The 26,672-nt window shown below is 27.8% G+C and carries 28 protein-coding genes, 1 tRNA gene and 1 other RNA gene; 22 read left to right on the forward strand and 8 right to left on the reverse strand.

Features of this window, described 5'->3' with window-relative positions; translation table 11 throughout:
- Positions 1 to 35: 35 nt before the first annotated feature.
- Positions 36 to 263: an acyl carrier protein gene (acpP, locus tag I4U89_RS00125; protein ID WP_195937683.1), complete on the reverse strand. Its 228-nt coding sequence runs from the start codon at positions 261 to 263 to the stop codon at positions 36 to 38.
- Positions 264 to 413: 150 nt separating this feature from the next.
- Between acpP and I4U89_RS00130 the strand changes: the two genes are divergently transcribed.
- From I4U89_RS00130 to I4U89_RS00185, 12 genes are all read left to right on the forward strand, one after another.
- Positions 414 to 815: a hypothetical protein gene (locus I4U89_RS00130; RefSeq protein WP_195937684.1), complete on the forward strand. Its 402-nt coding sequence runs from the start codon at positions 414 to 416 to the stop codon at positions 813 to 815.
- Between the two features lie 59 nt (positions 816 to 874).
- Positions 875 to 1,078 (forward strand): hypothetical protein, encoded by a 204-nt coding sequence (locus I4U89_RS00135; RefSeq protein WP_092927340.1) that lies wholly within the window; start codon positions 875 to 877, stop codon positions 1,076 to 1,078.
- Positions 1,079 to 1,255: 177 nt separating this feature from the next.
- Positions 1,256 to 1,468: a hypothetical protein gene (locus I4U89_RS00140; protein WP_195937685.1), complete on the forward strand. Its 213-nt coding sequence runs from the start codon at positions 1,256 to 1,258 to the stop codon at positions 1,466 to 1,468.
- A 198-nt stretch (positions 1,469 to 1,666) separates the two neighbouring features.
- On the forward strand, positions 1,667 to 1,855 hold the full coding sequence (locus I4U89_RS00145) for a hypothetical protein (protein ID WP_195939154.1): 189 nt from the start codon (positions 1,667 to 1,669) through the stop codon (positions 1,853 to 1,855).
- Between the two features lie 153 nt (positions 1,856 to 2,008).
- Entirely contained in the window at positions 2,009 to 2,194 is a 186-nt protein-coding gene (locus I4U89_RS00150) for a hypothetical protein (protein WP_195937686.1), read from the forward strand.
- 137 nt (positions 2,195 to 2,331) lie between these two features.
- The gene (locus tag I4U89_RS00155; RefSeq protein WP_195937687.1) at positions 2,332 to 2,529 is read left to right on the forward strand and encodes a hypothetical protein; all 198 of its coding nucleotides are present in this window, start codon (positions 2,332 to 2,334) and stop codon (positions 2,527 to 2,529) included.
- Between the two features lie 244 nt (positions 2,530 to 2,773).
- On the forward strand, positions 2,774 to 3,784 hold the full coding sequence (locus I4U89_RS00160) for a LacI family DNA-binding transcriptional regulator (protein ID WP_195937688.1): 1,011 nt from the start codon (positions 2,774 to 2,776) through the stop codon (positions 3,782 to 3,784).
- A 151-nt stretch (positions 3,785 to 3,935) separates the two neighbouring features.
- Complete coding sequence (gene hutH / locus I4U89_RS00165; RefSeq protein WP_195937689.1) at positions 3,936 to 5,504, forward strand: histidine ammonia-lyase; 1,569 nt, start codon at positions 3,936 to 3,938, stop codon at positions 5,502 to 5,504.
- A gap of 22 nt (positions 5,505 to 5,526) precedes the next feature.
- Positions 5,527 to 7,566 carry a urocanate hydratase gene (locus I4U89_RS00170; protein WP_195937690.1) on the forward strand — a complete coding sequence of 680 codons (2,040 nt, stop codon included), beginning with the start codon at positions 5,527 to 5,529 and terminating at the stop codon, positions 7,564 to 7,566.
- 73 nt (positions 7,567 to 7,639) lie between these two features.
- A complete protein-coding gene (ftcD, locus tag I4U89_RS00175; RefSeq protein ID WP_195937691.1) occupies positions 7,640 to 8,533 on the forward strand; it encodes a glutamate formimidoyltransferase in 894 nt (297 codons plus the stop codon).
- 4 nt (positions 8,534 to 8,537) lie between these two features.
- Complete coding sequence (gene hutI, locus I4U89_RS00180) at positions 8,538 to 9,803, forward strand: imidazolonepropionase (RefSeq protein ID WP_195937692.1); 1,266 nt, start codon at positions 8,538 to 8,540, stop codon at positions 9,801 to 9,803.
- A 15-nt stretch (positions 9,804 to 9,818) separates the two neighbouring features.
- The gene (locus I4U89_RS00185) at positions 9,819 to 10,460 is read left to right on the forward strand and encodes a cyclodeaminase/cyclohydrolase family protein (RefSeq protein WP_195937693.1); all 642 of its coding nucleotides are present in this window, start codon (positions 9,819 to 9,821) and stop codon (positions 10,458 to 10,460) included.
- A gap of 38 nt (positions 10,461 to 10,498) precedes the next feature.
- Here I4U89_RS00185 and I4U89_RS00190 read toward each other — a convergent pair whose 3' ends face one another.
- Positions 10,499 to 10,939 carry a hypothetical protein gene (locus I4U89_RS00190; RefSeq protein ID WP_195937694.1) on the reverse strand — a complete coding sequence of 147 codons (441 nt, stop codon included), beginning with the start codon at positions 10,937 to 10,939 and terminating at the stop codon, positions 10,499 to 10,501.
- Positions 10,940 to 11,144: 205 nt separating this feature from the next.
- Here I4U89_RS00190 and I4U89_RS00195 point away from each other — a divergent pair, with 205 nt between their 5' ends.
- Both I4U89_RS00195 and ssrS read left to right on the forward strand, forming a co-directional pair.
- On the forward strand, positions 11,145 to 11,945 hold the full coding sequence (locus tag I4U89_RS00195) for a hypothetical protein (RefSeq protein WP_330615507.1): 801 nt from the start codon (positions 11,145 to 11,147) through the stop codon (positions 11,943 to 11,945).
- A gap of 92 nt (positions 11,946 to 12,037) precedes the next feature.
- Positions 12,038 to 12,222: non-coding RNA, 6S RNA (gene ssrS, locus I4U89_RS00200), on the forward strand.
- Between the two features lie 37 nt (positions 12,223 to 12,259).
- On the opposite strand, the gene I4U89_RS00205 is transcribed toward ssrS, so the two are convergent.
- A complete protein-coding gene (locus tag I4U89_RS00205) occupies positions 12,260 to 13,270 on the reverse strand; it encodes a hypothetical protein (protein WP_195937695.1) in 1,011 nt (336 codons plus the stop codon).
- A gap of 178 nt (positions 13,271 to 13,448) precedes the next feature.
- On the opposite strand from I4U89_RS00205, the gene I4U89_RS00210 reads away from it, so the two are divergent.
- Positions 13,449 to 14,582 carry a hypothetical protein gene (locus tag I4U89_RS00210; protein WP_195937696.1) on the forward strand — a complete coding sequence of 378 codons (1,134 nt, stop codon included), beginning with the start codon at positions 13,449 to 13,451 and terminating at the stop codon, positions 14,580 to 14,582.
- A 41-nt stretch (positions 14,583 to 14,623) separates the two neighbouring features.
- Here I4U89_RS00210 and I4U89_RS00215 read toward each other — a convergent pair whose 3' ends face one another.
- The 3 genes from I4U89_RS00215 to I4U89_RS00225 are packed head-to-tail and all read right to left on the reverse strand — an operon-like array spanning position 14,624 to position 17,451.
- Positions 14,624 to 15,259, reverse strand: coding sequence for a hypothetical protein (locus I4U89_RS00215; protein ID WP_195937697.1), 636 nt, complete (start codon positions 15,257 to 15,259; stop codon positions 14,624 to 14,626).
- A 9-nt stretch (positions 15,260 to 15,268) separates the two neighbouring features.
- Complete coding sequence (locus tag I4U89_RS00220; protein WP_195937698.1) at positions 15,269 to 16,606, reverse strand: polysaccharide biosynthesis protein; 1,338 nt, start codon at positions 16,604 to 16,606, stop codon at positions 15,269 to 15,271.
- Between the two features lie 50 nt (positions 16,607 to 16,656).
- Positions 16,657 to 17,451, reverse strand: coding sequence for a histidinol-phosphatase HisJ family protein (locus I4U89_RS00225; RefSeq protein ID WP_195937699.1), 795 nt, complete (start codon positions 17,449 to 17,451; stop codon positions 16,657 to 16,659).
- 108 nt (positions 17,452 to 17,559) lie between these two features.
- Between I4U89_RS00225 and pdxR the strand changes: the two genes are divergently transcribed.
- Genes pdxR through I4U89_RS00240 form a run of 3 tightly spaced genes read left to right on the forward strand, consistent with a single transcriptional unit; the run spans position 17,560 to position 20,692 of the window.
- Positions 17,560 to 18,981, forward strand: coding sequence for a MocR-like pyridoxine biosynthesis transcription factor PdxR (gene pdxR / locus I4U89_RS00230; RefSeq protein ID WP_195937700.1), 1,422 nt, complete (start codon positions 17,560 to 17,562; stop codon positions 18,979 to 18,981).
- Positions 18,982 to 19,039: 58 nt separating this feature from the next.
- On the forward strand, positions 19,040 to 19,258 hold the full coding sequence (locus I4U89_RS00235) for a DUF896 domain-containing protein (RefSeq protein WP_092927306.1): 219 nt from the start codon (positions 19,040 to 19,042) through the stop codon (positions 19,256 to 19,258).
- 39 nt (positions 19,259 to 19,297) lie between these two features.
- A complete protein-coding gene (locus I4U89_RS00240) occupies positions 19,298 to 20,692 on the forward strand; it encodes an aminopeptidase (protein ID WP_195937701.1) in 1,395 nt (464 codons plus the stop codon).
- A gap of 51 nt (positions 20,693 to 20,743) precedes the next feature.
- Here I4U89_RS00240 and I4U89_RS00245 read toward each other — a convergent pair whose 3' ends face one another.
- Positions 20,744 to 21,649, reverse strand: coding sequence for a selenium metabolism-associated LysR family transcriptional regulator (locus I4U89_RS00245; protein ID WP_195937702.1), 906 nt, complete (start codon positions 21,647 to 21,649; stop codon positions 20,744 to 20,746).
- A 199-nt stretch (positions 21,650 to 21,848) separates the two neighbouring features.
- On the opposite strand from I4U89_RS00245, the gene I4U89_RS00250 reads away from it, so the two are divergent.
- From I4U89_RS00250 to I4U89_RS00260, 3 genes are all read left to right on the forward strand, one after another.
- Positions 21,849 to 22,556: a hypothetical protein gene (locus tag I4U89_RS00250; RefSeq protein ID WP_195937703.1), complete on the forward strand. Its 708-nt coding sequence runs from the start codon at positions 21,849 to 21,851 to the stop codon at positions 22,554 to 22,556.
- Between the two features lie 53 nt (positions 22,557 to 22,609).
- On the forward strand, positions 22,610 to 22,792 hold the full coding sequence (locus I4U89_RS00255) for a hypothetical protein (protein WP_195937704.1): 183 nt from the start codon (positions 22,610 to 22,612) through the stop codon (positions 22,790 to 22,792).
- Between the two features lie 64 nt (positions 22,793 to 22,856).
- A complete protein-coding gene (locus I4U89_RS00260; protein WP_195937705.1) occupies positions 22,857 to 23,735 on the forward strand; it encodes a metallophosphoesterase in 879 nt (292 codons plus the stop codon).
- Positions 23,736 to 23,780: 45 nt separating this feature from the next.
- On the opposite strand, the gene I4U89_RS00265 is transcribed toward I4U89_RS00260, so the two are convergent.
- A tRNA-Leu gene (locus I4U89_RS00265) sits at positions 23,781 to 23,866 on the reverse strand.
- Positions 23,867 to 24,018: 152 nt separating this feature from the next.
- Between I4U89_RS00265 and polA the strand changes: the two genes are divergently transcribed.
- A complete protein-coding gene (gene polA, locus I4U89_RS00270) occupies positions 24,019 to 26,667 on the forward strand; it encodes a DNA polymerase I (RefSeq protein WP_195937706.1) in 2,649 nt (882 codons plus the stop codon).
- Positions 26,668 to 26,672 lie beyond the last annotated feature (5 nt).

Here is a 26,672-nt window from a genome sequence, read left to right on the forward strand (position 1 = left end):
ACCGAGCTTCATATGCTCGGCTTTATTTCTTTAGATTATTGGTTATCTTCTATATATTTACAGATATCACCTATAGTTTTGAAGTTTTCAGCTTCTTCATCTGGAATCTCTATGCCAAATTCATCTTCAAGAGCCATTATAACTTCAACAGCATCTAAAGAGTCAGCTTCTAAATCTTCTATTAAAGAAGTGTCTTTAGTTATTACATTTGTGTTATCTATTCCTAATTGTTCAGCTATTATTGATTTTATTTTTTCAAACATGGTTTAACCCTCCTAGAAACGGTTTATAAATTTACTTGTAGTTTAATATAATATTAAAAATTTTTCAATAGAGTTTTTAAGAAAATGTAATAAACTTTTTTAGTGAGAATATAAATTAATATATAAATTTTATACATAGGAGGAATTGTTATGAAGTATATAAGTTTACTAATATCTTCAATTGGGGTGTTTATAGTAATATTAGGAAATTTTTATTATAATTCAGTAACATTAGATATGCAAAAGATTAAAGATTATGTGACAGAAACAAATATTATACTAGAAGATATCATAGATAAGGAGTATTATGTATTAGAAAATAAACAAGAATATATAAAAAGACTTAATAGTCTTAAAGAAGGATTAAATAATACTAATACAACATTTTTAATAGATAATTATAAAAGCTACAAGGTAAAGTCCATAGATAGTTTAGTAAAAAGTCTAAAAGAGACAGAAGATAAAAAGATATATTTAGGAGAAGTAGAAAAGTACAATAAATTATGTGATAAAGAGATTGATAGGTTAATAATCAGTAAAAACCTAGTATAGTAATCTTATATAAATATATAAATTTAATAAAGACATCATGAATTAAAAGGGGGAGTTTAATGGCAAAATTAGAAGATACCCTAACTCGTTTGTTTGGAGGGAATAATAATATTTTAAACAATAGAATGCTAATAGTTATAGTATTAGTATTTATTGTTATATTTACAGATTTATTAGATGACTTTCTAGAAAACGATAATGCTTGGATGTGGATTATATTGGTACTACTTTTATTATTTAATTTTGATGAAAGTCTTTGTTAATAAGCTTTTATAAAAGAAATCATTTGATTTCTTTTTTTTGTGTAAAAAAATTTAGTAATAGACAAGTATATTATAACTTAATTTAATAAAAGGGTAACAATTTTACACATTATTACATAATATTTATTAAATAGTTATTAATATACTATTATTCATAAAATTAAAGGTGGGATATTAATGTCAACAGATCAAGGATTATCAAGATTCTTTGGAGGAGGATTCTTTGGCAACAGTGGTTTAATAGTATTGATAGTAATAGGTGTAATACTTTTACTAGGAGATGATCTTCTTGAATGGATATTATGTGATGATATGGGTATTATTTGGATAGTTCTTATAATACTTTTATTGACTAATTTTGATTTTGATTGTGGATGTGGATGTTGTTAATAAAGAACTCTATTTAGAGTTCTTTATTAACAAATAATTTTATAAATTATTAAAAAATAATAACACTTTTTGAAAAATTACATACTATGTATTAAGTGGGCAAAAGCCCTAACGTGACATAAATATACTTCACTAAAGAATTATTCTTATGTAGGGGGGATTTTTGTGAGTAGTAAATTAAGTAGAGTTTTTGATTGTATGGGAGGAGGAGGATGGTGGATAATAATACTATTCTTCTTGTTTTTAGTTTTCCAAGAATGTTGGAGTGATATATGCATAACTGACTGGATTCCATTCTTGATATTATTATTAATAGTGTGTTCATGTGGAGGATTTAATGACGGTGACTTTGGATGCTGTGAGGCTAACTTCGACTGTGAATGCTAGATAAAAAACAAAAGAGTGCTTTGCATTCTTTTGTTTTTTTATTTTTATAATTTAAAATAAAAATTATACAAACTAATATCACAAATTTAACTTCTTGCATATTATATGTTAAGAGTGAAAGCTCAAATTATAATAACAACAGGAGGTAGCAAAATGTTAGATAGATTATTTGGTGGTTGTAATGGTTTCTTTGGAGGTGCTTGGTGGATAATAATATTATTCTTCTTATTCTTAGTATTTGGAGAACAATGGTGTGAAATAGAAATAGTTCAATGGATACCATTCTTAATATTATTATTAATAGTTTGTAGCTGTGGGGAAATTGGAGACGACTGTTAGTAAAATTAAAAAATAAAAAACATTATGAGTAACAAAAATTTAAAAGCTTCATATTATATACTATACAAAAATTTTAGATTATGTATAGACATCTAAAGTTAATTCAGTAAAAAATTTATCAAAGGGAGGAATTTATTATGCTAGATAGATTTTTTGGAGATTGTGGATTTTTCGCAGGTGGAGCTTGGTGGATAATAGTATTATTCTTTTTATTCCTAGCTTTCCAAGAATGTTGGAGTGAAATCTGTATAACTGATTGGATACCATTTTTAATATTATTATTAATAACATGTTCTTGTGGAGGTCTTTTCGAAGACGGAGATTGTTGTTGTTAATATTTACCAAAAAAGTAACGGTGTTAAATACCGTTGCTTTTTTTTAAATTTAGAGATAAAATATTTACTTATGAAGGTAAATTAATATGCTGTTTTTGGGTATAAAAATTATATTACATATAAAACTAATAAATAATCGTCTTAAAGTATTTATATAATTTATAATATATGATAAAATTAAAATTTAAGAAAGTAGACGGATTAAACTTTAAAATACATAAAATATGTATAAGGAGGAACTAAAATGAAAAGCAACATAACTATAAAAGATGTAGCAAAAAGAGCTGGAGTTTCTATATCTACAGTATCGAGAGTTATAAATGATTCAAAACCAGTTACTGATGAAGTAAAGCAAAAAGTTTTAGATGTTATAAAGGAAACAGGTTACATACCAAATCCTCTAGCTAGAAGTTTAGTTACTAAAAAAAGTCAGCTAATAGGAGTTATAGTACCAGAAGTATCGGATTCTTTTGTAAATGAAATATTAAATGGTATAGAGGAAGTAGCTAAAATGTATGATTATGAGATATTATTAGCTAATACTTACTCAGATAAAGAACAAGAATTAAAAAGTATAAATTTACTAAGAGCAAAACAAGTTGAAGGTATAGTTATGATATCTTGGAAAGTAGAAGAAGATCATATAAACTATATACAAAACTGTGGAATACCAGCAACTTATATAAGTAAAACAGCAAGAAATTATGATATATACACAGTAAGTACAAGTAACAAAGAAGCTACTTATGATATGACTAAATATCTTTTAGATAAAGGACATGAAAAAATAGCATTTGTAATGACTAGTAAAGATGATACAGTGCTTGAAATGGAAAGATTATCGGGATATGAAGAAGCCTTAAATGAAAGAAATATACAGTTAGATAAGAGTTTAGTTAAATATGGTGGAACTACTTATGAAGCTGGATATGAAAGTATGAAAGAGCTACTTGATGAAGGTATAATACCTCATGCAGCATTTGTAACGGGAGATGAAGCTGCAATAGGAGCTATAAATGCAATATGTGATGCAGGATATAAAGTACCGGAAGATATATCGGTTGCAGGATTTAATGATGTAAAAATAGCCAATATGTATAGACCAAAATTAACTACAGTACATCAACCACTATATGATATGGGAGCTGTAGCTATAAGAATGGTAATAAAAATGATAAACAAAGAACAATTAGACGAAAAGAAAATAGAATTACCATACAGAATAGTTGAAAGAGAAAGTGTAATAGAAAGATAATAAAAAGTGCCTTATGATAATGATAACATTATCTAAGGCACTTTTTTTATACAACTATATTATATAATTTTAATTATTATTAAGAAGGATTGCATAAAAAAGTATAGAAATCTTTTAAGTAGAATATATTTTTACATTAGGAGGTTATGCTGTGGGAATAATTACACTAAATGGAAATGATTTAACCATAGAAGATGTTGTAAAAGTAGCAAGAAACGATTATAAGGTAAAGCTTAGTAAGGAAGCTATATATAATATTCAAAAATCTAGAGCTTTAGTAGATAAATTAGTAAAAGAAGATGAAGTATCTTATGGAATAACTACAGGATTTGGAAGATTTTCAGATATAGTTATATCTAAAGATGACGCAAAAGAATTACAAAGAAATTTAATTATAAGTCATTCTTGTGGAGTGGGAAATCCACTAGATGAAGAAATAGTAAGAGCTATTATGTTACTTAGAATAAATGCTTTGTCGAAGGGATATTCAGGGATAAGATTACAAACATTAGAAGTATTAATAAGTATGGTAAATGAAGGTGTACATCCTATAATACCAGAGAAAGGTTCACTTGGTGCATCTGGAGACTTAGCGCCATTATCTCATATGGTTTTAACTATGATAGGAGAAGGTGAAGCTATATATAAAGGAGAAAGATTACCTTCAAAAGAAGCAATGAATAAAGCAAATATAGGCATATTAGAAGATTTATCTTATAAAGAAGGTTTAGCTCTTATAAATGGAACACAAGTTATGACAGCAATAGGTTTATTAACCCTATATGACTCAATAAATCTATTAAAGCATGCAGATATAGCATTAGCTTTAACAATGGAAGGTTTAAATGGAATATCTTGCGCAATGGATGAGAAAGTTCATAGAGTAAGACCACATAAAGGTCAAATAAACACAGCTAAAAATATATTAAATATAATTAAAAATAGTGAAATGATAACAAAACAAGGAGAAATAAGAGTACAAGATGCATATTCATTAAGATGCTCTCCTCAAATACATGGTGCTAGCAAAGATGCTGTAGAATATGTTAAGAATAAAGTAAATATAGAGATCAACTCAGTAACAGACAACCCAATAATATTTCCAAATCAAGAAGAAGTTATATCAGGTGGAAACTTCCACGGACAACCAATGGCATTAGCTTTTGACTTTTTATCAATAGCATTAGCAGAAATAGCTAATATATCAGAGAGAAGATTAGAAAAATTAGTAAATCCAGCAATAAATCACAATTTGCCAGCATTTTTAGTAAAAAAAGGTGGGTTAAATTCAGGATTTATGATTGTACAGTATAGTGCAGCATCTTTAGTATCTGAAAACAAAGTTTTAGCACATCCAGCAAGTGTAGATTCAATACCATCATCAGCAAACCAAGAAGACCATGTTTCTATGGGAACTATAGCAGCTAGAAAAGCAAGAGAAATAATGAAAAATACTAGAAAAGTATTATCAATGGAAATATTAGGAGCAGTTCAAGCCATAGATTTAAGAGAAAATAACAATTTAGGAGTTGGGAGTAAGGCAGCTTATAAAGTTGTGAGAGACAATATACCATTTGTTGATAAAGATAGGATAATGTATAAAGATATTGATAGATGCGAAGATATAATAATATCAAATTTAATGGTAAAGAAAGTAGAAGAAGCTATAGAAGAAGATATTTTAGTAAATGAAGAAATTTCGGAAGTAAGTTTTATATAAAGCACTACGGGGGAGGATGCTAATGGAGAAAACATTAAATACCTTAAACAAAGAAATATTTGAAGGCATGTCTATAAAAATTAATGAAATACCTAAAGATAAATGCGAATTTATTAAAGGAATAAGAAGAGCGCCAAAAAGGGAGGCAAAACTATCTAAAGAGGATATAAAGTTAGCACTTAAAAATGCATTAAGATATATACCTGAAAATTATCATGAAGAATTAGCACCAGAGTTTTTAGAAGAACTAATGACGATGGGAAGAATATATGGATATAGATTTAGACCAAAAGGAAATATAAAAGGAAAATCTATAGAAGAGTATGAAGGAAAATGCATAGAAGGTAAAGCTTTTCAAGTTATGATAGATAATAACCTTGATTTTGATATAGCCCTTTATCCATATGAGCTTGTAACTTATGGAGAAACAGGTCAAGTGTTTCAAAATTGGATGCAATATGTACTGGTTAAAGAGTATCTAAAAGTTTTAACAGAAGATCAAACATTAGTTATACAATCTGGTCACCCATTAGGTCTTTTTAAGTCAAAACCAGATGCCCCAAGAGTAATACTTACAAATGGTCTTATGATAGGAATGTTTGATAACCAAGAAGAATGGAAAAGAGCAGCTGCTATAGGTGTTTCAAATTATGGGCAGATGACAGCTGGGGGTTGGATGTATATAGGTCCACAGGGGATTGTTCATGGAACTTATTCAACACTTTTAAACGCAGGACGATTAGTACTAGGTTTAGGAAAGGAAGAAGATTTAAAAGGAAAATTATTTGTAACTTCAGGCCTTGGAGGAATGAGCGGTGCTCAAGGTAAGGCTATAGAAATTGCTGGTGGGGTAGGTATAATAGCTGAAGTTGATTATTCAAGAATAGAAACAAGATACAATCAAGGTTGGGTTAGCAAAATTGCTAATACTTGTGAGGAAGCATTTGATTTAGCTAAAGCGTATATGGAAAAAAGAAAAGAATGTGCTATTGCATATCATGGAAATATAGTAGATTTATTAGAATATGCTGTTAAAAATAACATATCTATAGACTTACTTTCAGACCAAACATCTTGTCATGCTGTTTATGATGGAGGATACTGCCCACAAGGTATTACCTTTGAAGAAAGAACAGAGCTTTTAGATAAGAATAAAACTAGATTTATAGAACTTGTAAATAAAACTCTAGTAAATCATTTTAATCTTATAAAAGAGCTTAATAAAAGAGGAACATATTTCTTTGATTATGGTAACAGTTTTATGAAAGCTATATATGATGCAGGGTGTAAGGAAATATCAAAAAATAAAGTAGATGAAAAAGATGGATTTATATTCCCATCATATGTTGAAGATATACTAGGACCTCAATTGTTTGACTATGGATATGGGCCATTTAGATGGGTATGTCTATCGGGAAAAGAAGAAGACTTAGAAAAAACAGATAAAGCAGCAATGGAGATAATAGACCCAGATAGAAGATATCAAGATAGAGATAACTGGATATGGATAAGAGATGCAAAGAAAAATGCTTTGGTTGTAGGTACTCAAGCCAGAATATTATATCAAGATGCTATGGGAAGAACTAATATTGCACTTAAATTTAATGATATGGTAAGAAAAGGTGAAATAGGACCAGTAATGTTAGGTAGAGATCACCATGATGTATCAGGTACAGATTCTCCATTTAGAGAAACATCAAATATAAAAGATGGAAGTAATATAATGGCTGATATGGCAACTCATTGTTTTGCGGGTAATTGCGCAAGAGGAATGAGTTTAGTAGCTCTTCACAATGGAGGAGGAGTTGGTATAGGCAAATCTATAAATGGTGGATTTGGAATGGTATTAGATGGATCTTTAAGAGTTGATAATATATTAAGAAGTTCTATGCCTTGGGATGTTATGAGTGGTGTTGCAAGAAGAGCATGGGCTAGAAATGAAAATTCAATAAGTACAGTTATTGAATATAACAAAATGTGTGAAGGAAAAGATCACATAACATTACCATATTTGGTAGAAGAAGAAGTTATAGATGAGATTATAGAGCGTTTAAATTTTTAGCAAATTATCACAGAAAATATTATTTACATAATAAATTTTAAATAAAACATATAAAGTTATAGGGGGGAAGTATATGGCCGTAGTTCAATGTGTTCCAAATTTTAGTGAAGGAAGAGATTTAGAAAAAATAGAGAAAATAGTAGAGCCACTAAGAAAAAAAGAAGGTGTAAAATTATTAAATTATGAAGCTGATAAAAATTACAATAGATTGGTTGTAACAGTTATAGGAGAGCCACAACAAGTTAAAATGGCGGTGTTTGAGTCTATAGAAGTTGCTAAAAATATAATAGATATGAATGTGCATAAGGGACAACATTCAAGATTTGGTGCAACTGATGTTTGTCCATTTATACCTATAAAAGATATGACTATGGAGGAGGCTGTTAATTTAGCTAAAGAACTTGGAAGGGAAGTTGCAGAAAAGTTAAGTATACCAGTATTTTTATATGAGGATGCAGCAACAAAACCTGATAGACAAAATCTTGCCAATGTAAGAAAAGGAGAATTTGAAGGATTAGATGAAAAACTAAAAGATAGTAACTGGATACCTGATTTTGGGGAAGCTAAAAAGCATGAAAGCGCAGGAGCAATAGCCATAGGTGCTAGGAGACCTCTTATTGCATATAATATAAACCTTGATACTGATAACATAGAAATAGCTAATAAAATAGCTAAAACTATTAGACACTCAAGTGGAGGCTACAGGTATATAAAGGCAGGACCTGTTGAAATACCAGAAAGAAAAATCACTCAAGTAACTATGAATCTAACTGATTACACTAAAACTAGTATGTATAGGGCTTTTGAAGCTGTAAAAATGGAAGCTAAAAGGTTTGGAGTAAATGTTACAGGAAGTGAAGTAGTAGGACTTTGCCCCATGGAGGCACTTATAGATGTTGCTTCTTATTATTTAGGATTAGAAAATTTTGATTTAGAAAAAGTATTAGAAACTAGTTTAATGGAGTAACAATATGATAGCAGATTTGATTATAAAGAACATTGGGAAATTAGCTACTTGTAAAAGTAATGGAACTAAAAGTGGAAAAGATATGAACAATATAGAAATAATAGAAAATGCATATATATCAATAAAAGATGGTAAATTTATTTCAATAGGAAGCAAAGATGATTACTATAATATGATAGGTGAAAAAACAGAAGTAGTAGATGCCAATGGTTTATTAGTAACACCAGGGCTTATAGATTCACATACTCATTTAGTGCATGGTGGATCAAGAGAAAATGAATTTTATAAGAAACTTTTGGGTGTTTCTTATATAGATATATTAAAACAAGGTGGAGGAATTTTAAGTACAGTTAATGCTACTAAAATATCTACTAAAGACGAATTATACAATAAAGCTAAAAAAAGCTTAGATAGAATGTTAGAGTTTGGAGTGACAACAGTAGAATCTAAGAGTGGTTATGGATTAGAATTAGATACAGAAATAAAACAACTTGAAGTTGCAAAAGAATTAAACCATAATCACCCTATAGATTTAGTACATACCTATTTAGGAGCACATGCTATACCGTTAGAGTATAGAGAAAATCATGATGAATTTATATCTAAAATATTAGAAGACATGAATAAGATAAAGGAATTAGACTTAGCTGAATTTTGTGATGTATTTTGTGAAGATAGTGTATTTTCAGTAGAAGAAAGTGAATTTATACTTAAAAAGGCAAAGGATTGTGGATATAAATTAAAAATTCATGCTGATGAGATTGTATCATTAGGAGGAGCAGAACTTTCTGCAAAATTAGGTTGTATATCAGCAGACCATTTAATGGCAGCTAGTGAAGATGGTATTAAAATGATGGCAAAAGAAAATGTAGTAGCTAATATTCTTCCATCAACATCATTTAACTTAAATAAATCATATGCAAATGCAAGAAAAATGATAGATTTAGGTGTTAGTGTAGCAATATCTAGTGATTATAATCCAGGAAGTTGCCCAAGTGAAAATCTCCAATTTGCTATGCAATTAGGATGCTTAGGGTTAAAAATGACTCCAAATGAAGTTTTGAATGCAGTAACCATTAATGCATCGTATTGTATTGATAGGCAATATGAAATAGGGTCAATAGAAGTAGGTAAAAAAGCAGATTTTGTTATATTTGATTCTACTAATATAGAGTACCTAATGTATCACTTTGGAATAAATCATGTAGATAGAGTTTATAAAGGTGGAAAACTAGTAGTAAAAGATAAGCATGTATGTTATAACAATTAAAGGATGGGGGAAACTATGAAATTAATAGATATGAGTTTGAGTGAATTTTCTGATGAAGTAGATTCTAGTTCACCAGCTCCTGGTGGAGGTTCAGTATCTGCTTTAGCGAGTAATATAGGGGTAGGACTTTGTAAAATGATGGCTCATCTGAGTTTTGGAAAGAAAAAATATGAAAACTTAGATGAAGCTATAAGAATAGAGTTTGTAAGTATATTTAATAAACTATCAGATATAAGGCAAGAGTTAGTAGACTTAGTTGATAAAGATACAGAAGCATTTAATGAAGTTATGAAGGCTTTAAAAATGCCTAAAAATAGTGAGGAAGAAATAAAAAATAGAAATGGTGCAATTCAAGATGCAACTTTGTTTTCAATAGAGGTTCCGTATAAGACAGCACAACTATCACTAGAAGCATTAAAATTAGTTGATTATATAGCTACTTATGGAAATCAAAATGCAATAACAGACATAGGTGTAGGAACATTGATGATTTATACAGGACTTGAAGGTGCTATACTTAATGTAAAGGTAAATTTATCTAGCATTAAGGATGATAATATAAAAAGTCGCTATACTAAATGCTGTAATGAAATATTGGAATTAGGTAATAAGATTAAAGATAATATAATAGAGGATATACATTCTAAAATAAGTTAAAATAAAAGCTATCCTAGAACTAGGATAGCTTTTATTTTTTATGGTCTTTTAGTTTTTTTGACCTTCTTAACTACTTTTTTTGGATGTGTTGGGGAAGATGATTCATTAGGAGAAGATATTTTGTTTTTGCTAGATTTAGTTTTCTTACTAGATTTAGAACTTTTAGTTTCATTAGCAGAAGATTCAGGTCCTTTTTTAGTTTTAGATTTCTTAGCATTAATTTTATTTTCAATTTCAGCATCAGATATCTTTTTCATTATAACATCTAGTTTATTTCGTTGTTCTTCATCTAGGAAAGTCTTAAATTTAGAGACAACCTCATCTCTTCCCTTTAGAGTTTGACCTATTTTGATTAGTTCATCCATTAACTCACCTTCAGACTTACCTTTATAGCTGTCAGCAATTTGTTCTATTTTATCTTTATCTATATTTTTTTCTTTAGCCATTTTTTCTAGAGCTTCGGTATTTATCTTTTTCATAAAAATGCCCCTTTCTATAATATATATTGAATTTTTCTCATACTATTTATATATAGAAAAAATTATAAAATGTGAAGAGATTCTATCTTAGATAAAAATTTCTATAGATAATATATATGCGTACAAAATAAAAAAAAGTAACACTAATAACAAATAATACATAAATATATATGAGGGAGAAGTATATTTTAAGGGGTGACGATTATTGAATAATCTACTTTTAATACTTGGAATGATTGCACTTAGTAACGGGAATATATCATTAGGAGATTTATCCTTATTTGATAATAAAAATAAAGCTAAATCAAAGGGGGCAAAGGAAAATATTGATATGACTCAAAAAAATGATAGAAATAGTAAAGATAGCGCAAAAAAAGTAAGAGTTAATAAAAGAAAGAGAAAAAAGAGTAGTGAAAAATCAAGTAATAATTCTATTGCATTTAGTATAAATGATATAAATAAAGGTTTGAAACTTATGGACTTGAGTGATGAAGATTTAGAACGTGGTATGGAGATAATAACTAGAACTAAAAAATATATGTCACAAGATGAAAGAAAGTTTTTAGTTAAGATAGAGAGTGTATTAGATTTAGTTAGAGGAATAAAGAAGCTTAGTTCAATAGAGGATATTGAAGAAGAAGAAACAAACTTTTTTAGATGTATGGATGAAGAAGATAAGAAAAATATGATGATTAGGGAAATTTTGGAGGTATTTCCAGAAAAAAGGAAAGAATCTATAGAAAAGGCTATAGATATGAAAAAGAAAATAGATTTATTTGCAGAGTTATTTTTACCAGATGATATAGGAGAAAATGGATTTAGTATAAGTTCTTTAGCAAGTTTAAACAATTTGGGAAGCATGAGTAACCTAAAATTATTGGGAAGTCTTTTAAGAGTTGATGATGAAAAAGGTGATGAAAAATATTATAGTTATGATAGTGAATATGATGAATATGAAGATTTTAGTGAAGATAATGACGACTTTTGTGAGTACATAGATGATTAAAAAGAATAATATGGAAATATATCTTAATATTTCATTAATTACTATATAAAACTACTTTTAAAATTATTGATTTTATTATATAATAAGTATATAAAATCCTGAGGCATACGATATTGCTTATTTAAATTCAACCGACAAATGTTATAAGGGAGACTAAGTCTAATAATGGATAACAAGCCCAGTTCTTAACTGGGAAGTTAAAAGTTATTGGCAGGTCACCCACCTGGGAGTATCTCGGGTATGAATTTATATGAGCTAACGGTGTTTCGGGATTTTAAATTAAAAGAGTGTTGCTAAGGCAACACTCTTTTAATTTAAAATCCTAACATACCTATATCATCGCAAGTAGTAAACACAGAAGTTGTATTGTAGTCAAGATCATATTTATAATTAGAGTAAAATGAAGACCTAGTAAAATCTTCATCTAAGCTAAATTCATCAATTTTATGATCACTCCAAGTCTTTCCTAAATCATTGGAAATAGATGTATGTAATCTATTATAATTAACCCACATAATATATATATCAGATTTAAGCTTCATAATACTTGGATACATACAAGATGAAGAACCAGTTATATATTTAGATATATTAATATCTAGTTTATTGTCCATTAAATAACCATTTATATATTTTACAGCATAACCATTATCAACATTTTCACAAAAAACTATATGACAAAAATTTAGAGCATCTTTTAATACAGATAAGTATATTTTATTTTTTTTCGTATTAGTTATTTGACAAGGTTTAGACCAAGTTGAAGTACTTAAACTAAATTTAGACATAAAAACTTCTTCATATCCGTTTACAAGGTTTAGGTAAAAAACTGTAGGAGAATTTTGAATCCAAATCACTGTGAAATTATTTAAAACAATATTATTTATAAAATCTATTTTATTTTCTGTCCAAACACCATTTAATTTATGATGGTGGATAAGCGCACAAATATTATCACTATCATTGCTATAAACATAGTATAAAATATGAATTTCATTATCTAACTTTTTTATATAAGGAAATAATAAAGTAAACTTATTGCTATTATAAGTAAATACATCAAGATTAGTAAATGTGGTTTCATAATTTTTTATATCAACTAATTTTAAGCTATCATCTATGTAAATACCGTATATGTTATCATTACTATCTAGGTTAAAATAAAACTTAGTAAAATCTAAGGGGTTACTGGTAATAGAAGTTGACTTAACTAGATTATTATAAGAATCAAAATAATCATAAGTTAAAACATTAGATGTTCTAAATCTAAACATATCTTTATTATAACGTCTAATTATTGTATAGCATTCATTAACAAAACTCAAAAAATCATCTCCTTGTAAATTAATTCATATTAAATGTATATTGTCATAACAAATAATTATTCTAGTTTTAGTAAATAGAAGTACAAGTAAGTAACAAATCATAGGTTAAATGCATAATATTTATTAAGCATGAAAAGCTGAATATTAACAATAATTCATTTTAAGGGGAGGACATTATATGCAAGATTTAAAAAGAAATAGAAAAAGAGTTCCTAATCAGCATATAGATCAAATGGAAAATAACTGTTTAGAAGAACGTGTAAGTCAAGAAGTGGATGATGATTTAATTAGAGGATGTGGATGTAAAAAAGATTCAAGTTGTGATAAACATTCAGGATGTAACCACAATATGAAGTGTGAGTGTGAGTGTGAGTGTGAATGTGTATGCCATCCAGAACCACATTGTTGTGAGCCTTGTGAACCAGACGCTGATAAATGTATAAAAAATAAATGTGGACCTGAGTGTCTTGGTCCTATAACTCCACCAAGATTTAATGTATCAAACAGTGTACCAGTTGCAATTGAAGCCAATAGAATATTTGACACTATGGTATTTCAAACATTCACAGATGCAACAGCTCCAAATGGTGCTCCATTAGTATTTGATGTTGAGTTAGTAGAAATAAATGGTCCAATACCTAGAGTTGGTCAGGTAAATGTAGATATAGAAAAAATCTGTATAAACCATAATGGAATAATAATAAACACAGGAACAACAACTTTAGAAGATTTTGATATAGAGCCATTAGAACCAACAGTGGGAAGAAGATGTGAAACTACTTTTGAATATGCAGTATGTGGAGAAACACATAGAAGATGTTGTGATAGAGGAAAAGGACAATCAGTAGTTTATAAAGAAAAAGGATTAAGTGTACTTGTAGAAGACTTAGTGCTAGAACTAAGAGGAAGATGTGGATGCACAGAATTTATAGCTTTTGCATTTCCTGCTATAAAATGTCATGGAGGTCAAGCTAAGAGATGCTGTGATGTTGAGTTCTTATTCAATACATTATCAGCACCAATAGGTGTACCATCAGATGGAAGAGGATTTACATTAAGACAAGAATTCCAAACAAGTTTAACAGTAGATTGTATAGGTAAAGCTTTACTAAGTTGTGTAGATCATGATGATTGCGATTGTCACTGTGAATTATGCATACCAAATGATATAGATTTGATACTTTGCTTACAAAGTAACGTTAGTACTTTGACTAATGAGCAATTAGTTGTTTTAACTTCACCAAATGGAATACAACCAAGAGTTGTAGATACATTCTCTAAAGTTTGTGACTTTGGAAGTTGTGGAGAATAGTGTATAAATGAAAAAGGGCTATCTATTCTAGATAGCTCTTTTTATATTTTATATGTTATTCCATAGCAGTATTCAAAAATATCATCTTTTATAGTTGTTTTATTTTTTTTTGAATATCTACTTGTATGAAGATTATTTTCAATATTAGATTTAGACCATTGTTTAGAGCTACTATTAAAAAAAAGTTTAGAGGTAGTTCTATCAGAAGATGAAGAAGGTTTATATTCTAGCACTATATTTGAAAAATCATCAATATCAAGTTTATAAAAGTATTCATTATCTTTTAAAACATTATCAATTATATATTTAGATAATCGATAATTAGGTACATCAAAGTTAAAGTGAGATAGTTTATGCAAATTATCTGATAGAGGGTATTTTTCGACTATGAAAACATTTAAAGAATCATCAATAGAATACAATCTCATATCCTTAATATTTTTTGTAGTATTAAGGACTTTCAAAATAGATTTTTTTTTCCAAGAGCCATTGTGTTTGAGAAAATGATTTAGTCTACCCCTAGTATCAAGTGCACAGATATGTATATTACTAGAATTATCTATAGTTGCACAATAAGAATGTATATTGTTAGATAATTTTTCTGTTTGCCCATTTATACTTTTAATATATAAAACATTTTTATCTGTATATATATAAAATGGCTTAATATTTTTCATAATAACCTCCTAAGATTTAATATTTTTAGAAAAGTTTTTTAAAGCTTTAATAATAACAAAAATATGTAATATACATGTAAAAAATGACATAAAAGTTGTTGTATAGATATATGCATAAATATTTAAATTAGGTAATGGAGTAAGTAAATATACACCAAATAGCTGAATACACATACTAAAAATAGTAATTAAACTTGAAATTACCTCTTTTCTTATAGAATGAAGTATGCCTGATAGTGTTTGATTTAAAGACATGAACAGAGGAATTAAGCACATTGATTTTAAGTAAGAACCTGCAAGTTCATGATCATATACTAAAAGGCATAATTTTTCACCAAACATATAAAAAAATACTGATGAAAATATTCCTACACCTAGTGTTAGGAGCATAGCAAAATTAATTTTTTTCTTTACACTTTTATATCTACCAAGCGACATCTCTTGAGATATACTAGGTATCAAGTTTACAATTAATGCAGAACCTAAGGTAAATGGTAAGTATATAAAAGGCATAACCATCCCACTTATAACTCCATACATGCTTAATGCTTGACTATAGCTAATACCTGATAAGACTAGCCTAGAAGGAACAATCATAGAGCTTAAAGAATGAAGTAATATATTTGACATACGATTGCAAGTTATAGGTATAGACATTTTAATCGTTTCTATAGAAGCATTATAGAAATCCTTTATTTTTATAACATAGGTATTATATAAATTTGAGTTTTTATATAAGCAAAGTGCTATAAATAATATATTTATGGCCTCTCCAATAGAAAGACCTAATAGTGCAATATAACAATTAAAAGATTTGTTATTTATAAATAAAATAATTAAAGCCACAAAAAATATCCTACTTAATTGCTCTAGAACTTGCCCTATAGCAGGAACTACGACTTCTTTTAAACCATAGTAGTATCCTCTTAATATATTTGATATTGTTATAAGGACTATAGCTGGACAGATAGATAAAATTAATAAACTTAAATTATCATCTTTTAATAGTTTTGATGACAAAAAACTTGCATTAAAAGCTATTATAAGAGAAATCATAAGTGATATAAAAAATGCTACATAAAGTGTAGATATAAACAATACATTGCTATTATGTTTATCATTAAGAGCTTTTTTATTAGCAACTAAACAACTTAAAGTAGTTGGGATACCTGTAGTAGTTAAAGCTAGGCAAATCATTAAGAAGTTAAATAATATATGGTATATTCCAAGACCAACTTCACCAATTGACCTTGATAAAAATATTTTGTACAAAAAACCAATTACCCTAACTACTAAGTTAGAAATAAATAATACAGCCGTAGAAAAAACAAGATTGGGTATTCTCAATAAATCACCCCCTTATGTTTAAATATATTCATAAGGAGGTGAAAAAATAATTATATATTTACAAATTCAGGTTTCATATTTGTAAATTTACATACATGATTAAAGCCTACTTCTTTTAGATATGAGTAAATATAATCAAATTGATATGCTATTTGAGATGGATGGTGAGAATCAGAGCCTGTAGTTATTATTTCACCACCTAAATCTTTATACATATTTATTATACTTCTTGAAGGTGTTAAGTCAGGAAGATTATATCTATAACAAGATGTATTTATCTCAATTCCTTTTCCATCTTGTATAACTTGTTTTAATATAGCTTCTATTATATCTGAAAATAAGCTATCATTTAAAATATTTTTATAGTCTCCATATCTTTTAACTAAATCTAGATGTCCTAACACAGAATAGTCTTTGTAGTTTTTAACAATATTATATAGTTCTTTAAAATAAGCTTCATAAGCTTGATGTTGAGTTTTATCTTTAAAAAACTCGCCAAAATATAAGTCAATTCTATCTATAGCATGTAAAGAACATATTATAAAGTCAAAAGGATATTTATTAGCATCATTACTGCACTTAGTTATTATTTGTTTTTGAAGACCAAGTTCTATACCTTTTTTTATAGATATTTGATTAGCATATTTAGATTTATAAAAATCTAATTTTTCAAAGTATTTATCATAATCAATACCCCAATCAAAATCATTTGCAAGGTCATAATCAACATGATCTGTAAAGCATATTTCTTTAAGACCCAAGTCTATTGATTTTTTAATCATATCTTCCATATCGGTCTTACTATCATTTGAGAAACTTGAGTGCATATGGTAATCATAAAACATAAAAACTTCCCCTTTTTGATAAAATTTTGGTATTATATACATAATAAATCTTATCAAATATAGTAATGACCATCAAGTGATAATATTAAAGAAACAAGTGGGGATAGTATGGAAAAATATAACTTAGATTTAATCAAAGATAGTCCTAAATATTTACAAATATATAATCATGTAAAGAGACTTATATGTGAAAATAAAATAAAGGAATATGAAAAGCTACCGCCAATAAGAATGTTAGCAAAATTAATAGGGGTTAATAATACAACAATAGTAAAGGCATATGAATTATTAGAAAAAGAAGGATATGTCAATAAAAGTATGGGAAGTGGAACTTTTGCTACATCTATAAATCAAGAAAGTTCAAGTACTGTACAAAGAAAAGAAGGTATAATAAGTTTTGATACAGGAAATCCATCTACAGAAATATTTCCAATAGATGATTTTAAAGAAGCTATAAATATGGCTTTGACTAATGAAGGAAGTACTATATTCGAATATGATGAAGGTTTAGGATATGAACCATTAAGAGAAAAAATAGCACAATATCTACATAGCAAAGATATAAATACAACTAAAGACAACCTACAAATAATATCAGGGGCCCAGCAAGGTATAGACATTGTCTGCAAAGGACTTATAAATTATTCAGACGTAGTATATGTTGAAGAGCCAACTTATAATGGAGCTATAGAAGTATTTAAAAGTAGGGGAGCGAAGATAATATCAATACCTATGTTAGATGATGGAATAGACATAGGGGTATTAAAACTTAAGCTTGAAAAGATAAAGCCTAAAATAATATATACTATGCCAAATTTTCAAAATCCAACAGGTATATCATATTCTACATATAAAAAGAAAAAGCTAATAGAACTAGCTGAAAAATATGATTTTTATATAGTAGAAGATGATTTTATAAGTGATTTTAAATTTAATTCTCTTGATAATAAACCATTAAAGAGTTATGATGATAAAAACAGGGTTATATACATAAAGAGTTTTTCTAAAATATTTATGCCGGGGCTTAGAATAGGTATTGTTGAAATTCCAAGTGAATTACTAAAAAAGGTACTTTGGGCTAAGTATTCATCTGATATATCAACTCCAGGTTTGATTCAAAAATCAATGTATTACTATATGGAAAACTTTAGTTGGGATGAATATCTTAAGTGCGTGGAAAATCAATATACACAAAAATATAATGTGGCAAAAGAGTTGATATATAATAAATTAAGCGATAGACTAAAGATAAGAAATGGAAGTGGAGGTATTAACTTTTTTATAGAACTACCAAGAGGATATTTATCACATGACTTAACAGAATTTTTATTAGGTAAAGGAGTATCTGTTCTTCCAGGAACTTGCTTTTTTGATAATATAATAGATGATAGGTTTTTTAGGATAAATATAGCTAGGGCAAGTATACAAGATATAGAAAAGGGAATATCTATAATAAGTGATAACTTAGACGAATTTCTTTATAAATATAAAGATAATATAACAATAAAAAATAATAGGTTTTTTTATTAAGACAACAAAATAGAAAGGAGAATACTTAAAATAAATTTATTTTAAGTAGAATGAAATAATGTTTGATCAAAAGAAACTAGACAGAATAAATGAATTAGCTAAAAAGAATAAAGCTGAAGGATTAACAAAAGAAGAAACTATAGAAAGAGAAGGATTAAGAAAAGAATATCTAGAACACTTTAGAGCACACTTTAGATCTAGATTAGATAATATAAAGGTAGTATCAAAAGAAGAATACGATGAACATATGAAAAATAACCAAAATAGTCAAAACTAAATATAATATAAATTTAATAATTACTTAAGGAGGGGCAATATGAATTTAAAGTATGAAGCTAAAAATGCATGGGATATTGAAAGAAGTAAAAATAATATAGAAGATATAATGTCTTATTCTAAAGATTACATGCAATTTTTAGACAAAGGAAAAACAGAAAGAACCTCTGCTAGAGAAATAGTAAATATGGCAAAAGAAAATGGATACATATCACTAGAGGAAGCTATACAAAAAGGAAAGGTAAATCCAGGAGACAAAATATATGCAGTGAATAAAGATAAATCAGTAGCTATGTTTGTTATGGGTAAAAGATCTTTAGAAGAAGGTATGAAGGTAGTTGGTGGCCATATAGATGCTCCAAGGATTGACTTAAAACCAAACCCTTTATATCAAGAAGCTAATCTAGGATTTTTTAAAACTCATTACTATGGAGGAATAAAAAAATATCAATGGACAGCAACACCACTTTCAATATATGGAGTAGTTATCCTAAATGATGGTAAAAAAGTTGATATATGTATAGGTGATGATGAAGAAGATCCAGTATTTTGTATAACTGACTTACTAGTACATCTTTCAGGAGATCAAATGCAAAAGAAACTTTCTGAAGGTATAACAGGAGAAGGACTTAACCTACTAGTTGGTCATATGCCACTTGAGGGCGAAGAAAAAGAAGCTGTAGCACAAAATGTATTAAAGATATTAAATGAAAAATACAATATGGTAGAAGAAGACTTCCTAAGTGCTGAAATAGAAATAGTACCTTCTGGTCGTGCTCGTCACTTAGGATTTGATAAATCTATGGTATTAGCTTATGGGCATGATGATAGAGTTTGTTCATATGGTGCTGTCAAAGCCTTAATAGAAACTACTGAACCTGAATACTGTGCAGTAGCATTATGTGTAGATAAGGAAGAAGTAGGGTCTCAAGGAAATACTGGTATGCATTCTAAATTCTTTGAAAATACAGTAGCAGAGCTTATAGCTTTAGAAGGAAATTACTGTAACTTAAGAGTAAGAAGAGCTATGGCAAATACTAAGGTATTATCGGCTGACGTATCTGCAGGATATGATCCTAATTTCCCAGAGGTGTATGATAAGAGAAACTCTGCATACATGGGGCATGGTATAGTTTTAAGCAAGTATACAGGTGTAAGAGGAAAAAGCGGATGCAATGATGCTAATGCAGAGTTTATGGCAGAAGTAAGAAGAATATTCAACCAAGGCGAAGTTGTATGGCAAACTGCTGAACTTGGAAAAGTAGACCAAGGTGGTGGTGGAACTATTGCCTATATATTAGCAAACTATGGTGCTGAGGTTATAGATTGTGGAGTAGGTGTGTTAAATATGCATGCTCCATATGAAATAGTTTCTAAAGTTGATATATATGAGATGTATAAAGGATATAAAGCATTCTTTAATATAAACCTTTAAGTAATATTAGAAGTAATTGACTATTAAAAAAGATAGACCTTTTATTTGGGTCTATCTTTTTATGTTGAAATATTTATATAGTCCTATTAAAAATTTATTTTCTAATGGTGTAAAAACTTTTTTTCTGGAATAAATAAAGTAGAACTTTCTTTTAAATTCTATATTTTTTACCCTATAAATGTTCAGTTTCTTAGACTCTAATTCATCAATACAAGATATATATGATACAAAAGAAACTCCAAGACCGGATTGTACAAGTTTTTTTACAGACTCATTAGATTCAAGATGAGCAATTACATCTAGTTTATCTGTATCGAAATCATTAGATTTTAACTTATTTATAATTAAATCCTTAGTTCCAGAACCTTCTTTTCTCATAATAAGCTTAAGTGAATATAATAAATCAACATCTATAAATCCATTTGAATTAGGAAGGGCAAGGTCTAAAGGAGTTATAAGAACTAACTCATCATCCATTAAATCTATGTACTCAATTTGTGGATTATTAGATTTTGAACCAACAAGCCCGAAACTTATCCTTTCATTTAAGATTTCTGAAATTGCAGATTTAGAGTCATAGTGACTAATATTAAACTTAACATCTTTAAATTGTTTAGAAAAATTATTTAAAAAATTAGGAATAATATAAGATTCAGGTATAGAACTGCAAGCTATATCTATAATACCCTCTATTTTTTCGGAATACTCCTTTATATCATAAACTGCTTTTTTACAATTATTTAATATTAATATGGCATGATTGTAAAGTATTTCTCCTGACTTTGTTAAAGTTAAATTCTTATTATTTCTATTTATAAGAACAGTACCGAGTTCTTTTTCGAGGTTATTAATATGAGAGCTAACTGTTGGTTGAGTTAAAAATAATTCCTTTGCAGCTTTAGAAAAACTTTCATACTTACAAACTGCAACAAACACTTCCAATTGCTTAAAATCCAAGACAAAACCTCCTTATATTGTTTATAAGTATTATAGCATAGTATAAAAATGACCTGTTACAAAATCATTACAAAATACATAAAAGTATTATTATTATTATATAAATAGTATATAATCATATAAATGATAGACTAGAATAATTATGTGTAAAATAAAATCGGAAAAAATAAGTGTCAATCAACAAAAGGAGGACTAATTTATGAAGCTACGGAAATTATTATATAGCATCATTGTCATTAGTGCATTTGTAACGGGATGTAGTAAGAGCGAAAATATTAATACAAATGGAAGCCTACCTAATGAAGAAATGAAACATAAGATGATGACAAAGGTTCAAAATAATGTTAATGAGATAATGAATAAAGACTACGAATATGTTATAAAAAATATGGGGGAACCATACTGTACAACTTATTATATAGACTCAGATAATCCAAGAGAAATAAGGGATAAAAGGCTTATATATCCAAAGTATACTGAGGAAAATAAGTTAGACAAGAGTGCTTTATATATAAACTTAAGAAATGATCATGTTGTAGAAGTACAAACCTATGAGATATCTAAAGAAGATTCAGATGAAAAATATATTAATGATGGCGCTGATATAATTGTAGATAGATATAATGATGCATTACCTATATCACTAAGCAGTGTAGAAAAAATAGATATTAATAGTTTTATAGGAAGGGATACAGAATCAATATGTGAATATTTTGGTGATAAATACCCAAGTATAGAAGCATACAGTAGGTTAGGTAATAGAAATGTAGATTTATATGAAGTTGAAAGTAGCAAAAAGATTAAATTATTAGCAGTTTTTAGCAAAGAAAATAAGATAGAGAAGATAGAAACTATTAATCAAGAAAAACTTGTTAATATATTAAAGCAATATTTAGATAATAAATAAGTTTTTTTTGGTTAAATTAATCCTAAATACTAAGTATTTAGGAGGCAGCAAAAATGAATAACAATAAAAATAGATTAAAAGATAGACCTAAGACTAAATCTGAAATGAGAAATATATTCTCAGAGCATGGATCTGAACTAGGAATAAAGGATGGTCTTCATATAGGAGCAAAAGATAGTGGAAGCAATAGGACTAAGACATCAAAACTTTATAATAAAGTAAAGAAAAAGGATTAAGCTTAAAGGAGCGATTAATTTGTAATTAGTCGCTCTTTTAAATTTAGACAAGGAAGGTAAATCAATGATAAGTGAAATATTAATAACAGGTATAGCAATTGGTATTACATATAAATTTTTTAAAAGAGAAGCAACTACATTAGAAAAAATAGAATATAATATAGAAGATGAAAAAATTCCTAAAGAATTTGATAATTACAAAATATTGCAAATTAGTGATTTACACAATAAAACGTTTGGAAAAGGTAATATAAAACTTATAGAAGAGATAGACAAAATAAATCCAGATATAATAGTAATTACTGGAGATTTAGTAGATGGAGAAAAAGATAATTTTAAAGTGGCTCTAGATTTAATTGATTATATATCTTGTAAATATAAAGTAGTCCATGTAGTTGGAAATCACGAGCAGAAATCTCTTAATAAGAAATATAAAAAAGAGTACAAAGAATATTTTAGATTGCTTAAAGATAAGGATATAATAGATCTAGATAATGATAAGATAAAAGTTAATAAAGGAAGTAGTTATATAAATTTATATGGTGTAGTAGTGCCACTAGAATATTATCCATATTTTTTTAGTAACTATAGAAATAAAAATAAAGCTTTAGATGAAAATTTTATGAATGAAAGTCTAGGTAAAATAGATAAAAAGAATTACAACATATTACTTGCTCATAACCCATTCTTCTTTGAAAATTATTCTAATTGGGGAGCAGACTTGGTACTTTCAGGACATGTTCATGGAGGAATAATAAGGATACCTAAAATAGGAGGAGTACTTTCTCCAAATAGAGAATTTTTCCCAAAATACGATTTAGGTGAATATAATCTTAATGGATCTAAGATGATTTTAAGTAAAGGATTAGGCGGTTCTAAGGTTGTAATAAGAATAAATTGTAAACCTGAAATAGTACAAATAAATTTAAAGTCAAAAAAATAGTGCTTAAAAATTAAAAAGTTCTAACTGCTATAGTTAGAACTTAAATGGTGCCGAATGTGGGACTTGAACCCACACGATAATACTATCAACAGATTTTGAGTCTGTCGTGTCTGCCATTCCACCAATTCGGCAAATATTATTATATAGATATTGTAACAATTTAATGAAACGTTTGCAACATATTTATGGTTAATATACTTTTAATATTATGGTAATATAAATAGTATAAGAGTGGTATATAATAACTATTATACTAGAGAGACAAAAACTAGGAGTGATAAATTTGAATAAGAGATTGATTATAATAGATGGGAACTCTATAATAAATAGAGCATTTTATGCATTACCAGAAATGACTAATAAAGAAGGGCTAAGAACAAATGCTATATATGGATTTACAACAATGTTATTTAAGATAATAGATACATATAAGCCTACTCATATGAGTGTTGCATTTGATAGAAAGGCTCCTACATTTAGGCATTTAGAGTTTGAAGAATATAAAGCTGGAAGAAAGAAAATGCCAGATGAATTAAGAGAACAATTTGAACCATTAAAAGATTTACTGGACAAATTCAATATAAATAGATTAGAAATAGATGGTTACGAAGCTGATGATATAATAGGAACAGTATCAAGGCTAGGAGAAGAAAATGGATATAAGGTATACATAGTTACAGGAGATAAAGATGCTATACAGTTGGCATCAGACAAGACTACAACTTTAATAACTAAAAAAGGTGTAGGAGAAGTTGAAGAGTATAATTTTGATTCTGTAATGGAAAAATATGAAATGACTCCAACTCAATTTATAGACTTAAAAGGTCTTATGGGAGATAAATCGGATAATATACCAGGTGTACCAGGTATAGGTGAAAAAACAGGAATAAAACTTATTAAAGAATATTCTAGTATAGAAAATATAATAGAAAATATAGAAAATCTAAAAGGCAGCGTGAAAAAGAAGCTAGAAGAAAATAAAGAACTTGCCATAATGAGTAAGAGGTTAGCTACTATAATAAGAGATGTGCCTATAGAGATAAATCTAGATGATTTAGAATATGGAGATTACGATAAAGATAAGGTAATAGAATCATTTAGGAATTTAGGTTTTACAAGTTTATTATCTAGACTATCTAACATAGATGGAGGAAGTGAAACAGAGGAAGTTGAATCTAATTTAAATATAAAAAAATTAGAAAATATAGACACATTTATAAATGATATTAAAAAAGAAGGAAATCTATACATAGACACTGTAAGTAGACAAGGAAACATATTAGAAAAAAATATTATACATATTTTTATAAGTGTAGATGGAACTAATATATACTATATAAATGAAGATGAAATAAATAAGCTAGAAGAAGTACTTATAAGTAAGGAAGTAAAGAAATTTGGATATAATTTAAAAGAAGATTATATAGCTTTAAGACCTTATAATATAAAATTAGAGAATATGCATTTTGATATAACAATAGCAGAGTATTTAATAGATTCAGCATCATCTACATCTTATGAATGTAGTGCAATAGCTATGAAATATCTTACTAAAAAAGTTAAGTCAAAAGAAGAGTTACTAGGTAAAGGTGTAAAAGCAAAAAAATATGAAGATTTAGAATTAGAAGAATTGTGTGATTATATAGGAAAAGTTATAAATACAGTATATGAAGTATATCCTATAATGGAAAAAAGCATAAAAGAAAGTGAAATGGATGGATTGCTTTATCATGTTGAAATGCCTTTAGTAGAAGTTTTAGGTGATATGGAATATCAAGGAATAAAAGTTGATAAGGAAAAATTACATGAATTAGGTATAGAATTTAAAACTATAATTAAAAAATTAGAACAAGAAATATATGATATAGCTGGAGAAGAATTTAATATAAATTCACCAAAACAATTAGGAGTTATATTATTTGAAAAACTAGAATTACCTATAATCAAAAAAACTAAAACAGGATATTCAACAAATGCAGAAGTACTAGAAAAGCTAAGAGATAAAAGTCCAATAATAGATAAAATAACAGAGTATAGACAAATTGTTAAGTTAAATTCAACTTATGTTGAAGGATTATTAGCTATAATAAATCCATTAGATGGTAGGATACATTCATCATTTAACCAAACTATAACTACAACAGGAAGAATTTCATCAACAGAACCAAATCTTCAAAATATACCTGTTAAACTTGAAATGGGAAGAAACATAAGAAAGGTATTTATATCTGATGAAAATTCTAAATTAGTTGATGCGGATTATTCTCAAGTAGAATTAAGAGTATTAGCGCACATGAGTCAAGATGAAACTATGATAGAAGCATTTAAACATAATGAAGATATACATACAAAAACTGCATCACAAGTATTTAATGTTAATATGGATGAAGTTACAAGTAAGCAAAGAAGTGATGCTAAAGCTGTAAACTTTGGTATAGTTTATGGAAAAAGTGATTTTGGATTATCAGAAGATTTACATATACCTGTAAAGCAAGCTAAAGAATATATAGAAAATTACTTTAATAAATATAGTAAAATAAAAGATTTTATGGATAAAGTAGTAGAAAATGCAACAGAAAATGGATATATAACTACTATACTAAATAGAAGAAGATATATTCCAGAACTTAAATCAAGTAACTTTATGCTAAGAAATGCAGGTAAAAGAGCTGCAATGAATGCTCCTATACAAGGTAGTGCAGCTGATATAATAAAAATAGCTATGGTAAATGTGTATAAGAAGTTAGAAGAAAGACAATTAAAGTCAAAATTAATACTTCAAGTACACGATGAACTTATAGTAGAAGCTTATGATGAGGAAGTAGAAGAAGTTAAAAAAATAGTTAAAGATGAAATGGAAAACGCAGTTAGTATGGATGTGCATTTAGATGTAGATTTAAATGTAGGTAATTCTTGGTATGAAACAAAGTAGGTGAG

The sequence above is a fragment of the Romboutsia sp. 1001713B170131_170501_G6 genome (assembly GCF_015668195.1).
Lineage (GTDB): Bacteria > Bacillota > Clostridia > Peptostreptococcales > Peptostreptococcaceae > Romboutsia_C.

Coding starts and splice junctions, on each gene's coding strand:
- I4U89_RS00135 (WP_092927340.1), top strand. CDS start 875: ATGGCAAAATTAGAAGATACCCTAACTCGTTTGTTTGGAGGGAATAAT.
- I4U89_RS00150 (WP_195937686.1), top strand. CDS start 2,009: ATGTTAGATAGATTATTTGGTGGTTGTAATGGTTTCTTTGGAGGTGCT.
- ftcD (WP_195937691.1), top strand. CDS start 7,640: ATGGCCGTAGTTCAATGTGTTCCAAATTTTAGTGAAGGAAGAGATTTA.
- pdxR (WP_195937700.1), top strand. CDS start 17,560: ATGGAAAAATATAACTTAGATTTAATCAAAGATAGTCCTAAATATTTA.
- I4U89_RS00170 (WP_195937690.1), top strand. CDS start 5,527: ATGGAGAAAACATTAAATACCTTAAACAAAGAAATATTTGAAGGCATG.
- I4U89_RS00255 (WP_195937704.1), top strand. CDS start 22,610: ATGAATAACAATAAAAATAGATTAAAAGATAGACCTAAGACTAAATCT.
- I4U89_RS00225 (WP_195937699.1), bottom strand. CDS start 17,451: ATGTTTTATGATTACCATATGCACTCAAGTTTCTCAAATGATAGTAAG.
- I4U89_RS00160 (WP_195937688.1), top strand. CDS start 2,774: ATGAAAAGCAACATAACTATAAAAGATGTAGCAAAAAGAGCTGGAGTT.
- I4U89_RS00210 (WP_195937696.1), top strand. CDS start 13,449: ATGCAAGATTTAAAAAGAAATAGAAAAAGAGTTCCTAATCAGCATATA.
- I4U89_RS00140 (WP_195937685.1), top strand. CDS start 1,256: ATGTCAACAGATCAAGGATTATCAAGATTCTTTGGAGGAGGATTCTTT.
- I4U89_RS00190 (WP_195937694.1), bottom strand. CDS start 10,939: ATGAAAAAGATAAATACCGAAGCTCTAGAAAAAATGGCTAAAGAAAAA.
- hutI (WP_195937692.1), top strand. CDS start 8,538: ATGATAGCAGATTTGATTATAAAGAACATTGGGAAATTAGCTACTTGT.
- I4U89_RS00145 (WP_195939154.1), top strand. CDS start 1,667: ATGGGAGGAGGAGGATGGTGGATAATAATACTATTCTTCTTGTTTTTA.
- I4U89_RS00185 (WP_195937693.1), top strand. CDS start 9,819: ATGAAATTAATAGATATGAGTTTGAGTGAATTTTCTGATGAAGTAGAT.
- I4U89_RS00235 (WP_092927306.1), top strand. CDS start 19,040: ATGTTTGATCAAAAGAAACTAGACAGAATAAATGAATTAGCTAAAAAG.
- I4U89_RS00130 (WP_195937684.1), top strand. CDS start 414: ATGAAGTATATAAGTTTACTAATATCTTCAATTGGGGTGTTTATAGTA.
- I4U89_RS00215 (WP_195937697.1), bottom strand. CDS start 15,259: ATGAAAAATATTAAGCCATTTTATATATATACAGATAAAAATGTTTTA.
- I4U89_RS00155 (WP_195937687.1), top strand. CDS start 2,332: ATGCTAGATAGATTTTTTGGAGATTGTGGATTTTTCGCAGGTGGAGCT.
- acpP (WP_195937683.1), bottom strand. CDS start 263: ATGTTTGAAAAAATAAAATCAATAATAGCTGAACAATTAGGAATAGAT.
- I4U89_RS00250 (WP_195937703.1), top strand. CDS start 21,849: ATGAAGCTACGGAAATTATTATATAGCATCATTGTCATTAGTGCATTT.
- I4U89_RS00260 (WP_195937705.1), top strand. CDS start 22,857: ATGATAAGTGAAATATTAATAACAGGTATAGCAATTGGTATTACATAT.
- I4U89_RS00240 (WP_195937701.1), top strand. CDS start 19,298: ATGAATTTAAAGTATGAAGCTAAAAATGCATGGGATATTGAAAGAAGT.